11 protein-coding genes are annotated in these 12,773 nt (G+C 41.8%); all 11 read right to left on the bottom strand.

All coding sequences use genetic code 11. The features are described from left to right. Positions 1 to 34: 34 nt before the first annotated feature. On the bottom strand, positions 35 to 3,082 hold the full coding sequence (locus NPA43_RS08275) for an efflux RND transporter permease subunit (protein ID WP_256499587.1): 3,048 nt from the start codon (positions 3,080 to 3,082) through the stop codon (positions 35 to 37). A 204-nt stretch (positions 3,083 to 3,286) separates the two neighbouring features. Then, the gene (gene spoVS, locus NPA43_RS08270) at positions 3,287 to 3,547 is read right to left on the bottom strand and encodes a stage V sporulation protein SpoVS (protein WP_003211281.1); all 261 of its coding nucleotides are present in this window, start codon (positions 3,545 to 3,547) and stop codon (positions 3,287 to 3,289) included. A 202-nt stretch (positions 3,548 to 3,749) separates the two neighbouring features. Further along, a complete protein-coding gene (locus tag NPA43_RS08265) occupies positions 3,750 to 4,544 on the bottom strand; it encodes a TIGR00282 family metallophosphoesterase (protein WP_099725780.1) in 795 nt (264 codons plus the stop codon). Between the two features lie 89 nt (positions 4,545 to 4,633). Then, a complete protein-coding gene (gene rny, locus NPA43_RS08260) occupies positions 4,634 to 6,196 on the bottom strand; it encodes a ribonuclease Y (protein WP_007499477.1) in 1,563 nt (520 codons plus the stop codon). A gap of 491 nt (positions 6,197 to 6,687) precedes the next feature. Further along, positions 6,688 to 7,731, bottom strand: coding sequence for a recombinase RecA (gene recA, locus NPA43_RS08255; protein ID WP_099725781.1), 1,044 nt, complete (start codon positions 7,729 to 7,731; stop codon positions 6,688 to 6,690). Positions 7,732 to 7,908: 177 nt separating this feature from the next. Then, positions 7,909 to 9,159 carry a competence/damage-inducible protein A gene (locus NPA43_RS08250; RefSeq protein WP_230030178.1) on the bottom strand — a complete coding sequence of 417 codons (1,251 nt, stop codon included), beginning with the start codon at positions 9,157 to 9,159 and terminating at the stop codon, positions 7,909 to 7,911. Between the two features lie 17 nt (positions 9,160 to 9,176). Then, a complete protein-coding gene (gene pgsA / locus NPA43_RS08245) occupies positions 9,177 to 9,758 on the bottom strand; it encodes a CDP-diacylglycerol--glycerol-3-phosphate 3-phosphatidyltransferase (RefSeq protein WP_099725783.1) in 582 nt (193 codons plus the stop codon). Positions 9,759 to 9,831: 73 nt separating this feature from the next. Then, positions 9,832 to 10,746, bottom strand: a complete 915-nt coding sequence (locus NPA43_RS08240) for a helix-turn-helix domain-containing protein (RefSeq protein ID WP_256499586.1) — start codon at positions 10,744 to 10,746, stop codon at positions 9,832 to 9,834. Between the two features lie 23 nt (positions 10,747 to 10,769). After that, the gene (locus tag NPA43_RS08235) at positions 10,770 to 11,561 is read right to left on the bottom strand and encodes a DUF3388 domain-containing protein (protein ID WP_099725785.1); all 792 of its coding nucleotides are present in this window, start codon (positions 11,559 to 11,561) and stop codon (positions 10,770 to 10,772) included. Between the two features lie 131 nt (positions 11,562 to 11,692). Further along, on the bottom strand, positions 11,693 to 11,950 hold the full coding sequence (locus tag NPA43_RS08230; RefSeq protein WP_034317570.1) for a DUF3243 domain-containing protein: 258 nt from the start codon (positions 11,948 to 11,950) through the stop codon (positions 11,693 to 11,695). Between the two features lie 73 nt (positions 11,951 to 12,023). Then, entirely contained in the window at positions 12,024 to 12,752 is a 729-nt protein-coding gene (ymfI, locus tag NPA43_RS08225; protein ID WP_256499585.1) for an elongation factor P 5-aminopentanone reductase, read from the bottom strand. Positions 12,753 to 12,773: the final 21 nt, after the last annotated feature.

Here is a 12,773-nt window from a genome sequence, read left to right as displayed (position 1 = left end):
TCTCCGAATAGAAGGAGATTTGCTTTTTTAACTGTCAGCGTTTTTTTGAAACGGCAACAACATATAGGGCCGGTACAATTAATAGTGTCAGAATCGTTGAGAAAAAGACACCTGATACAATGCAGATTGCAAGCGGCTTAAAGAGTGGGTCATTACTTAACGCAACAGGCATTAGGGCAACTAGTGCTGTAAATGCCGTTAATAAAATTGGTCTAATCCTTGCTCTTCCCGCTTCAATCACGGCTGTTCGTTGATCAAGACCTAGCTTGCGCCGCTGTTCAATAAATTCGAATAAGACAACCGCATTTCGAACCACGATGCCAGCTAATGATACAATCCCCATTGTCGCCATAAAGCTGAACGGCGTTTGCGTGACAAACAGTCCGATAACGGCTCCTGATATCGCTAAGTAAACAGTTCCTATCACTAAAAGCGGAAGCATCAATGAATTGAACTGGAAGGCGATCGTCACATAAATGAGCAGCAAGACAACTCCAAATAAAAGACTAATTTCAATAAAGAATTGGGTCTGATCTTCATTTTCTCCACCTTGAGAAATGGTCAAGTCCTTCGCTGCATCACTTTTTTCGACTTGATTGACAACTTCTTTCATATCGTCTTTAAATGTATCTGACGTTCCAGGGTACGCCTTTAACGTGATGGTCGGAATACCATTTTCATGTGGAATGCTCTCGTACTGCTCTGTTTCTTTTTCTTTCACATATCGGCTAAGTGGCTCCAGTGAAGGCACACCACCCTCATTTGTATTCACAGGCACTTTGATTTCGTTTAGCTTCAGGCTATTTTGATGTGTACCCATGTCCTGTTTGACCACGAGATCAATGTCCTCTGTTCCTTGTTTAAAGGTGCCTAATGGGAGTCCTTCTGTCACAAGACCAAGCTGTCTGCTGACAAACTGAGCACTGAGCCCATCCTCTGCCATACGATCACGGTTTAATTCAAATGAGATGGTTTTCACCGGCTGATTGACATCGTCCGTGATCAAGCTTGCTCCATTTTCTTTCATTTCTTTTGTAAGCGTTCCTTTGATATCAATCAGCTTTGAAAAAGAGTCACCCGCAATGGTTACAGTCACAGGCGCTCCGGTTGGCGGCCCTTGAACAATGGTTTTCATAAAGATATCAGCATCTTTAAATTTCTCTCGCAAAGGCTCTGTCATACGGTCAATCAATGCTTTACTTGTCATCTGTTCATTGTCTACTCTCACGACAACTTGACCAGTATGGTCACTTGCGTTTGAGATGCTTTCATTAAACAAGTTCGGCACACCGCCACCTGCAAAAATGGCCGTCTCTTCAATGCCTTTTTGCTGTTTGATCTCTTGTTCTATTTTCTCTAATGTTTCATTTGTTTTGTCTAATGTCGTTTCACTTGGAAGTGTGACAGTGACAACAACTTCTTTCTTATTCGCCGCAGGGAAAAATTCAAACGGTGTGACGAAGATAAGTAAAAAGGCAAGTGTGGCAACAAGCAAACCACTTAGTCCAATGAGAAGTGGACGCCTCACGATTTTTGTCAGCACGCGGTCTGCATAAAAATCTGCTAATTTCTTTAATGGTTTGCCTAAGAATCCCGGCTCCTTTTGAATCTTCTTGTTCTTTCTTTTCCGGTTCGCTGTATATTGATAGACTGGGACAAGTGTCAATGAAATGACCATAGACGCAAGCACAGTCGTCACTAAAACAGACGGTAATGCTCGAATAAATGAACCGTTCGCACCAGATAGGAAAACAAGTGGCAAGAAGGCAAACACAACCGCAAGCGTTGATGTCAAAATGGAGCCTGCGACCTCTTTCACCCCTGCAATCGTTCCTTTAAGCGGGCTTTCGTATTTTTTCATCTGCCTTAAAATATTATCGTTAACGACAATGGCATCATCCACAAGTATCCCTAAGGCAATGATAAAGCCAATGATTGAAATTTGATTAAGGTCCACTTGTAAAAATGGCAGCGGAATGGTCCCAATCGTGATCGATAATGGGATCGCTAGTGAAACGATAAAGGCACCGCCAATGGTGAGACCAAGTGTGGTGACGATAATGACAGCGATGACTGCAACGATGGCTTCTTTGATTAAATCATTAAAAATGGCATCTACTTCACTTTTTTGAGAATAATAGTCTACCCACTCTACACCATTTGGCAGCTGTTTCTCTTTTTCAATGACAGCACTGACTTTGTCATACATTTTAGGAATATCAAGCCCTGGTTTTATATTGACTGTAAACGAATAGGCGGGCTTTCCGTTATACGAAACAATATCACTTTTCTCTTTTTCTACTTCTTTTAAGCTGCCAAGCTGACTAATTGTGACTGGCTCTCGATTCGTTTTTGAGAAAAGCTCAATTTTTTCGACTTGATCTAAGCGGTCATAGGCATCAATGGACAGCTTGACCTTCTCTCCGTCTGCCCGAATGTCACCTAGTGGAGTAGTGTCAAATTCCTGATTGATGGCATTTGTGACATCGGTCACATTTAACCCCTCATCCTCAAGCTTACTTGAATCTAAGTTCAATATCGCTTGTTTGTCATTGAAGCCTTTGATGACGACACCGTCAACACCTTTGATGTCCTCTACTTTTCCCTTCAACGCACGAAGCGATTCCTGACTTTTCGCTAAGTCAGATGACTTACTCGACACAATCATGTAAGAACCAACCGGCACGTTGCCAAACTCATCCTTTACATCTGGCTCCATCACACCGTCAGGAAAGGAAGATGCGGCACTCGTGGTTTCATTTTTAATTTGACCTGCCACCTTTTGAAAATCGGCTTGATCATCAATTTCAAGCACAATATTTGAAAAACCAATGGCAGAAACAGAGCTCGTTTTCTCTACACCATTGATATCAGTTATGGCTGATTCCAGCTTATTGGTTACATCACTTTCCACCTGTTTTGCATCAGCACCAGGAAAAACAGTGGAGATGGTCACGATATTTGCTTGGAATTCTGGCAGTTCTCGTTTAGGAAGCTGCGTAAATAGATAGCCCCCGGCAATGAGAACGATAAAAAACAAAATAAAAACAAGCTTTCCTCTTTTCAAAAAAGCTTCAATCATTATTTCACCTACTTAAATATTTATTTTTGATGAAGTATTTTCAACTTATTCTTAATTTATCATCATGGTGAAAAAATGCAAGCTCTAATATGTAGTTTTTTTATCTATTTCATGAACTGAATATGTTATATAAGAAATGTATAGCAGTAAACAAAAACAACCTGCTTACATGATGTAAGCAGGTTGAAAATAATAAAATTAGAATTATCGTGGCTCAACAATCAGTTTGATTGCTGTTCTTTCTTCTCCATCGATAAGAATGTCAGTAAAGGCTGGAATGCATATCAAATCCACTCCGCTAGGCGCAACAAATCCCCTTGCAATGGCCACTGCCTTGACTGCCTGATTCAGCGCTCCAGCACCGATTGCTTGTATTTCTGCTGCACCGCGTTCACGTAAAACGCCGGCTAATGCTCCTGCTACTGAATTCGGATTTGACTTTGCTGAAACTTTTAAAATTTCCATTTCTGCTCCCCCTTAAATTTACAATGGATAAGTGAGTGTTCATTAGAACAATCTTTGTTAGATGATGCTATTTTTTTGAAAATCCATCCCCAAAATGTTTTTCAAAAATAGCAGGCTACCTACCATTTTTACTATATTCACGATAGAGGGCGCATATTCCTTCTTTCTGATTAATATTTTTCTGAAATAAATATGTGAACATTTATTCAAAGAAAATATGGTCATCATTTATCAAAATTCGATCAATTTTGACAGCTTTTTTCGACTGTTCGTCAATTTCTACGATCACTGCACTTAATGTAGTACGTCCTTCCGCAATGTCAAAGCGGACAGGAAGGCTCGTTTTGAATCGCTTAATGATCGTTTCCCGGTCAACACCTAAAATGCCATCATAAGGACCTGTCATGCCAACATCCGAAATATACGCAGTTCCTTTTGGCAATACGCGGTTATCAGCTGTTTGAACATGTGTATGCGTTCCAACAACACATGATGCACGACCATCTGTATACCAGCCCATTGCTAGCTTTTCACTTGTGGCTTCACCATGAAAATCAATAAAAATAAATGGTGTACGTTTGGATGCTTCTGCAATTAATTCATCTACTTTTTGAAACGGGCAGTCAATTGGAGGTAAAAAAGTACGTCCTTGTAAGTTGATGACAGCCAATTCTTTTCCTTGCTTTTTAATGAAGGTGAGTCCTTTTCCAGGCGTACCTTGCGGGAAGTTGGCAGGACGAACAATATTGGCTGCATCATCGATGAAATCGAAAATGTCTCTTTTATCCCATGTATGGTTGCCCATTGTGAGCACGTCAGCTCCTGCTTGCAGCAGCTCGTGATAGATTTTTTCAGTGAGACCTTTCCCGTGAGCCGCGTTTTCTCCATTGACAATTGTAAAGTGCGGCTGATATTTTTTCTTAAGTTTCGGCAAGTATTCTTTCAGTGTATCTCTGCCAGGTGAACCGACGATATCTCCAACAAATAATATTTTCATGCGTTTTGTACCCTTTCTCTTATAAATTGATCTTCCTATCAGTGTTGCATATTTACACAAAAAAATAAAGCGGCGCTAAGCGCACCGCTCTATTTTGCATACTCTACTGCGCGAGTTTCTCGAATGACCGTCACTTTAATGTGACCAGGGTAATCGAGCTCGTCCTCGATTCGCTTACGAATATCCCTTGCTAGACGGTGAGCTTCAAGATCATTAATTGAATCTGGCTTCACCATAATACGTACTTCACGTCCAGCCTGTATCGCAAACGATTTTTCAACACCTTCATAAGATTCAGAGATATCTTCTAATTTTTCAAGTCTCCGAATGTAATTTTCAAGCGTCTCACTTCTTGCACCAGGGCGTGCTGCAGATAATGCATCAGCTGCCGCAACAAGAACAGCGATAATAGATGTCGGTTCTTGGTCACCGTGGTGAGAGGCAATACTGTTGATGACAACAGGATGCTCTTTATATTTCGTCGCAAGCTCAACGCCAATTTCTACGTGGCTTCCTTCTACTTCATGATCAATGGCTTTTCCAATGTCATGCAGAAGACCTGCTCGTTTTGCAAGCTTCGCATCTTCTCCAAGCTCTGAAGCCATGAGACCTGCAAGATGTGCAACCTCAATTGAATGCTTCAGGACATTTTGTCCATAACTTGTACGGAATTTTAAGCGACCGAGAATTTTGATGAGATCCGGATGCAGACCGTGAACACCGACTTCAAATGTCGTTTGCTCACCCATCTCGCGGATATAATCATCGACTTCACGGCGTGATTTTTCCACCATTTCTTCAATTCGTGCAGGATGAATGCGGCCATCCTGGACTAGCTTGTCCAGAGCTATCCTCGCTGTTTCACGTCTAATCGGATCAAAGCCCGATAATATGACAGCTTCAGGTGTATCATCTATGATCAGGTCAATACCTGTTAACGTTTCTAACGTACGGATATTTCGTCCTTCACGTCCGATAATACGACCTTTCATCTCATCATTTGGAAGATTGACTACAGATACCGTTGTTTCAGCTACATGATCAGCTGCACAGCGCTGTAACGCAAGTGAAAGAATGTTTTTCGCCTTTTTATCAGCCTCTTCTTTCGCCCGGTTTTCAGATTCTTTCGTCATGACTGCAATGTCGTGGGAAAGCTCATTTTCAACTTGATCCAGAATGATTTGTTTCGCTTCATCTCGAGTTAAACTAGAAATGCGTTCCAACTCGGCTTTCTGCAAACGAATCATATCATCCACTTTGCTTTCCATCTCTTCAATATGTTGTTGTCGTTCATTCAGAGAATGATCTCTCTTCTCCAACAGGGACTCCCGTTTATCTAAAGTTTCATCTTTGCGATCAAGATTTTCTTCTTTTTGAAGTAAACGGTTTTCTTGTCTTTGAAGCTCATTACGTCTTTCACGAACTTCTTGCTCCGCCTCTACACGAAACGAATGAATTTCATCTTTCGCTTCCAAGAGCGCTTCTTTCTTCAATGCTTCCGCATCACGCTTTGCATCCTCAACAATTTGTTCGGCCATGTTTCTTGCGCCGGATATTTTTGCTTCTGCAATGGTTTTACGAACAAAGTAGCCAACAACTAAACAGATTAGGCTCAGCAAAATGGAGATGATCGTAAACATCGTAGGCGACATATTTTCACCTCCTCTTGCTATGAACTTGGTTTTACAAATAAAGTGTCGGCATGTACATTGTTTTGTACCTCAACATACAGGGCCTTCACAGGGAATGAGATCCTCACTGCCCTTGTCAAGTTTAAATTAGTTATCAATCATGTTAAGAAAAACAAGTGATACATTTCCATTGTAATTGTGTCGGAAATACTTGTCAAGCTAGTCAGACTGAGGCGTAAGTCGTTATTTCAAGCGAAGACAGAACTTTTGACCGCTATCTGTCATGTAAATGTAAAAAAAAGACGCTTTTCAGTGTGTAGACAAACCTTCGCATTCGGTGTCAGTCCTGCGTGCCGGTGCTCACGAATGTCACATTCACTCCGCTCCGGTACTCGTCCTTCCTAGACTTCAAAGGTTTTCTATCACGCTGAAGCTGAAAAAGAAGACAAAGGGCTAAAAGATCAATTTTAGCCCTTTGTCAACAATCTAAAAAGACGCTTTTCAGCGTCTTTTTAGTCTTTAAATTCCAATTCTTCTTGTCCCTCTTCTTCGGTTGCTTTCACTCCGTTTGTATCCAAACCGTAGTGTTCTCTGATTTGTTCTTGAATCATGAGAAGGATATCTTTGTTTTCTTTAAGGAACTGTTTCGCATTTTCACGGCCTTGTCCAAGACGTTCCTCTTGGTAAGAATACCAAGCTCCGCTCTTTTGTACGATATCTAGTTCGCTTCCAAGGTCGATGATTTCTCCCTCTTTTGAGATTCCTTCACCATACATGATGTCTACTTCCGCAATACGGAATGGCGGTGCAACCTTGTTTTTCACAACTTTAATTCTTGTTTTATTTCCCATAATGTCATTGCCTTGTTTCAGCTGTTCAGCACGGCGCACTTCTAAACGAACAGATGAATAGAACTTCAGAGCACGTCCACCAGGCGTTGTTTCAGGGTTACCGAACATGACCCCTACTTTTTCACGAATTTGGTTAATAAAGATGGCAATTGTTTTCGATTTGTTGATAGCACCTGATAGTTTACGAAGTGCTTGAGACATCAAACGGGCTTGAAGACCAACGTGTGAATCACCCATGTCTCCTTCAATCTCTGCTTTTGGTACAAGAGCAGCTACTGAGTCAATGACAACAATATCAACTGCACCACTGCGGACAAGTGCCTCTGCAATTTCAAGTGCTTGTTCTCCTGTATCCGGCTGAGAAAGCAACAGCTCATCAATATTGACACCTAGTTTTTGAGCATAAACTGGATCTAGTGCATGCTCTGCATCGATGAATGCTGCTTGTCCTCCCTGCTGCTGAACCTCAGCAATTGCATGAAGTGCCACTGTCGTTTTACCAGAACTCTCTGGACCGTATACTTCAATAATACGACCGCGAGGATATCCACCTATTCCAAGCGCAGTATCAAGTGCTAACGAACCACTAGGTACTGTTGAAATACGTGTATCTGTTTGCTCTCCTAGTTTCATAATAGAGCCTTTACCAAACTGTTTTTCTATTTGTTTAAGAGCCATATCTAAGGCTGCTTGACGATCACTCATTCTATTGTTTCCTCCTTTATCAATTCCACTATCTATACTATACCTTGTTTTACGTCATTTGCCAAGAAAAAAACGAACACATATTCGATTTTTTCTTGGCAGATCTTTTAAGAAAAGAGCTGTTTCTATTAGAAAAAACAGTCTTTTATAAAGGAGTAAACCTAACAAAAAACAAAATTAACTCTCTTTTAATAATTTAAGCAAGTGATGCAGACCATATTTCACAGCGCGTTTTCGAATGCCTGATCGACTGCCTGTAAACATCCATTCAAACACGTCTTTCTGATCTTTAGTGGATAGCCCAATGAACACTTTTCCGACAGGCTGTCCTTCTTGGCTAGCAGGTCCTGCCACACCAGTGAAGCTAATACCGATATCGCTTCCTGTCAGCTTTCTAATGCCCTCAGCGAGCTCTAAAGCGCACTCTTTGCTGACAGCGCCATGAGAAGACAACGTTGCCTCCCGGCAGCCAAGCACCTGCTGCTTCACTTGATTGGTATAACAAACCACACTTCCGTTAAAAATCGATGATGCCCCTTCGAGATCTGTCAGCCATTCGGAGAACATGCCGCCAGTCAGACTTTCAGCGGCTGCTACTGTTTTCCCGTGTTCGTGCAAGGCCTTGGAAACTTCACGGACAAGAGATGTATCTCCATATCCGTAGAAGTACTCGCCTACCCGATCTAAAATTTGCGCTTCCGTTTCTTTTAACAGACGCTCCGTTTCTTTTTCATCCTCGTGCTTGGCTGTGAGCCTTAGTGTCACTTCACCGTCAGCTGCAAGCGGTGCAATCGTCGGATTGGTCTGAGCATCGATTAAATCTTCAAGGTCTGTTTCAAGCTGTGATTCACCGATTCCGAAGAAACGCAACACAACAGACACGATTTTTTCTTTTAAGCCAAGTTTCTCAGAAATCAGCGGCTTCGCCTCGTTTTCAAACATCGGGTGCAGTTCACTTGGTGGTCCAGGAAGCAGAATATAAAACGTATCTTCTTCTTGAATAAACATACCTGGTGCCATCCCGAACCGGTTCACCAGCACATCAGATCCTTCTAGAACGAGTGCCTGCTTACGGTTGTTCGGTGACATGTCACGTCCGGTCTTTCGAAAGTAGTCTTGAATCGATTCAAATGCTTCTTCATTTAGCACAAGCTCTTTTCCGAGCGTATTTGCAATGGTTTCTTTTGTTAAATCATCTTTTGTTGGTCCAAGACCGCCTGAGAATATAATAAAATTAGATCTTTCCTGCGCTACTTGAATGGCTTGTTTTAAACGCTCTGGATTGTCACCAACTGCTGTGTGGTAATAAACGTTCACACCAATTTCAGCTAGCTGTTTGCTGATGAATTGTGCATTCGTATTCGTAATTTGCCCTAGCAAAAGTTCGGAACCGACTGCAATAATTTCTGCTTTTCTCTCTGACTTCAAAGCGTACACGTCCTTTGTTAGTTAGAATTCTTTAAAGCTTCCCAGTTTTTCGCAAAGTAATCCCAGCCTGAGACAACAGTGAAGAACACCGCTACCCACATCGCAAGATCACCGAACGGGAATGATACAAGTTCAAACGGCAGGTTATGCAATAGAAGTGCCGAAATCGCAATGATTTGCGCCCATGTTTTCACTTTTCCAAGCATATTGGCCGCTACCACTTCACCGCCTCCGGCTAATACGAGCCTTAGACCTGTTACAGCAAATTCACGGCTAATGATGACAATGGCCATCCATGCCGGCGTGAGGTGATATTGAACAAGTATAATTAAAGCAGCTGAAACAAGCAATTTATCTGCAAGCGGATCTAAAAATTTACCAAAATTCGTCACTAAATTGAACTTACGTGCGTAGTAACCATCAATCCAATCGGTTGTCGAAGCCACAATAAACAAGATCGCTCCGACAAGGTGAGTCACTTCAATGCTGACATCACCAAAGCGTGCAACACCCCAGTCAAAAGGTGCAAGCATAATGATCATAAAAACAGGGATCAAGGCGATCCGAGAAAGAGTAATTTTATTCGGTAAGTTAAACATGAAATCCAATCCTCCAATAAAGCAATTTTTTATGTATATAATAGTAGGAACAAAAGAAAAGTCATCTACTTGCTTAAGATGACTTTTCCTTTCCTTTATTCACAATCACAATGTTTTGTGTCATCGTGTCTTTAGGGTCTAATTCGTACTTAAGTGTCTCGTCATTGACCTTGATGTCAATTCCAGTCGCATTCCCGAGACGGATATCGATCTTGGAGAGCTCCGACAGGTCTGTTTTAAACGATTCGCCATCTTTCAGTTCACCCATCTTCAGCACTTTTCCAGATTCGTCTCTCACGCGCAGCCATGAAGCTTGCGAGGCAGAAATGGTTAACTCCATCTCATCTGCACCTGACACTTCATATGTTGTCGTGGATCCTTCTGTATTCGTGGCCTTCAAAGAAACAGCTTCATCGTCTTTTGATGAATCATCCTTTGATGAATCGTCTTTTTTAGATGTATTTTCTTTATCATCTGACGAGGCTTTTTCTTTTTTCTTTTGATCCTTTGCGAGTGATGAATCCTCAGACACTTCGTATTTTGATTCTGATTTCTGAGGAGCTGTCTGATTATTCTTCTGTCCGCTATCCTGATTGACCGCTTGCACGATCACATATATAATGGCGATCACCACAAGGATGCCTCCAATGATTAAGATCGTCGGCAATAGCTCCAGCACCTTCGAGGCAGGCTTTGGCAGCTCTCTCTGCGGTTTAATATTTGATAATTTATCAGATACTTCATCGTTATACGTGCTTGGTACATCTTTACGAAATTCTTCGAACAATTGTTCAGGATTTAGTCCAACGGCTTCGGCATATTGTTTAATAAACGCTCTGACGTAAAATTTACCTGGAATAATATCATAGTTTCCTTGTTCGATTGCTAGCAAATAGCGCTTTTGGATTTTGGTCGCCGCCTGAAGGTCCTCCAGCGACATCCCTTTTTCCTCTCTGGCCTCAACGAGCCGTTTTCCCAATTCAGTCAAAACAAACACCTACCATTACCATATTAAAAATCGAAGCCGGAAAAACCAGAATGATCAAATACTTGTGGTTCTTCAGCGTGCTCGTATGTAATTTCTTCGTCTGCACTATTGCGCAGTTCAATGATATAGTCGAAATCATCCATTGTATATTCTGAATTTTGAATAAAGATGTCTGGATGCTCGACCACTTTTGTTGCAGGCAGTCTCATAATTTCTCTTAAAAGCTGTAAGTGTTTCTCAGAACCTCTTCTTGTCGACACAATTCCATCAATAATAAAGACGTTATCTGGGCTGTATTCATCAGCAATCAGCTGACTGCGGATGGTCTGTTTCAAAAGAGTAGACGATACAAACAGCCATCTTTTGCTTGCACATACACTTGAAGCAACAATTGATTCTGTTTTTCCAACACGCGGCATTCCGCGAATCCCAATCAATTTATGTCCTTCTTTTTTAAATAGTTCAGCCATAAAATCAACAAGAAGACCGAGCTCGTCCCTTTCGAAACGGAACGTCTTTTTGTCATCAGCATCCCGCTGGATGTATCGTCCATGACGAACAGCTAAACGGTCACGAAGTTTTGGCTGCCTTAATTTTGTTACTTTTATCGTTTCCATTGTATTTAAAATTGATTCAAGGCGCTTAATTTGATCTGTGTGGTCACAGCGCAAAAGCATTCCGCGTCTTGATACATCAACACCATTAATTGTCACAATATTAATTGAAAGCATCCCCATTAGAGAAGAAATGTCTCCTAAAAGTCCGGGACGGTTTACATGTATCTCATATTCAAAATACCATTCGAGCTTTGCCAAATGATATTACCCCCTTCATTGTGGCAAAATTTTACCTTCCTTTATCATAAAGCATTTTCACATTTTTAGAAAGCACAATGTTGCTAAACGGTTAAAATAAAAAGAGAGGCACAAACGACCCCTCTTTTTGTTTAGTGCGAGCTATTATTTTCTACTAGCTTGACCATCATGTTTGCAATGGCGCGCTGCTCATCTTCTGATGCAACGCTCCAAAGGTCAGCAAGCACTCTTTCCTGCTCGTTCTTTGCATCCACTTCGTTCGCTAGATATCCGCCAATTTCATACGCAAGGTTGTTGATTGTATCATCTGATAAACCTTTATCCTGCGCATGATTTAAACGGTCACCTAAAAAATTTTTCCAATGGTCCCAGCTCTCAAGTACAGACATGTCGATTCCTCCATTCGAAAAGATGAATTACAGCCATAGCTTTTGTCATGGAGAGACGAATTATACACGTTTTTTAACAGTACCAGCCGCCATTCACGGATAAAATTTGACCCGTCATATAACTTGACTGCTTTGAGGCGAGAAACCAAATGACATCTGCGATCTCCTCGGGTGCTGCAAGCCGGCCGAGTGGAATCTCTTCTTCAAGCATCGCAATGTCTTCTTGTGTGAAGCTTTGCATCATGTCAGTCTGAACAGCACCGGGCGAGACGGCATTTGCTCTAATTCCACTTGGGGCAAGCTCTTTTGCGAGTCCCTTAATGAAGGCATTTTGTGCACCCTTGACCATGCTGTACAGCACTTCACACGATGCGCCCGTTTCTCCCCAGATGGAGCTAACCGCAATGATATGACCTGCTTTTTTTTGAATCATTGCAGGCAAAAGGGATTGGGTGAGCTCATATGGACTTGTGACATGAAGCTGCACCATGCTGGCTAGAACTTCCTTTTCTGTATCTGTCACTAAACCGACATGGCTCTTACCGCTATTCAAAACAAGTATATCTGGAAATAACGGCAGACACCTGACAAGCTCATCTGCTCCGCCTGTTTTAGCTAAATCTGCACGAACGATGTGCGTCTCTATTTCATATGTCTCTTCCAGATGAGCGGAGAGACGCATGGCTGCCTGTTCATTTTGGTGATAATGGAGCATCAAGTGGCAGCCTTCTTGGGCAAGCTTTTTGGCTGCCGCCTGCCCAATCCCTCCACTGGCACCAGTAATAAGCGCCCAACGACTCATACATTGTTCCTACTTTCTTTA

Source organism: Bacillus pumilus, from assembly GCF_024498355.1.
Classification (GTDB): domain Bacteria; phylum Bacillota; class Bacilli; order Bacillales; family Bacillaceae; genus Bacillus; species Bacillus pumilus_P.
This window is presented reverse-complemented; position numbering and strand designations above follow the sequence as displayed.

Bases quoted from the DNA above. Each gene is read 5' to 3' on its own strand.
- NPA43_RS08265 (WP_099725780.1), bottom strand. From the start codon at position 4,544: ATGAAAATATTATTTGTTGGAGATATCGTCGGTTCACCTGGCAGAGAT.
- recA (WP_099725781.1), bottom strand. From the start codon at position 7,731: ATGAGTGATCGTCAAGCAGCCTTAGATATGGCTCTTAAACAAATAGAA.
- rny (WP_007499477.1), bottom strand. From the start codon at position 6,196: ATGTCGCCTACGATGTTTACGATCATCTCCATTTTGCTGAGCCTAATC.
- ymfI (WP_256499585.1), bottom strand. From the start codon at position 12,752: ATGAGTCGTTGGGCGCTTATTACTGGTGCCAGTGGAGGGATTGGGCAG.
- NPA43_RS08230 (WP_034317570.1), bottom strand. From the start codon at position 11,950: ATGTCTGTACTTGAGAGCTGGGACCATTGGAAAAATTTTTTAGGTGAC.
- NPA43_RS08275 (WP_256499587.1), bottom strand. From the start codon at position 3,082: ATGATTGAAGCTTTTTTGAAAAGAGGAAAGCTTGTTTTTATTTTGTTT.
- pgsA (WP_099725783.1), bottom strand. From the start codon at position 9,758: ATGTTTAACTTACCGAATAAAATTACTCTTTCTCGGATCGCCTTGATC.
- spoVS (WP_003211281.1), bottom strand. From the start codon at position 3,547: ATGGAAATTTTAAAAGTTTCAGCAAAGTCAAATCCGAATTCAGTAGCA.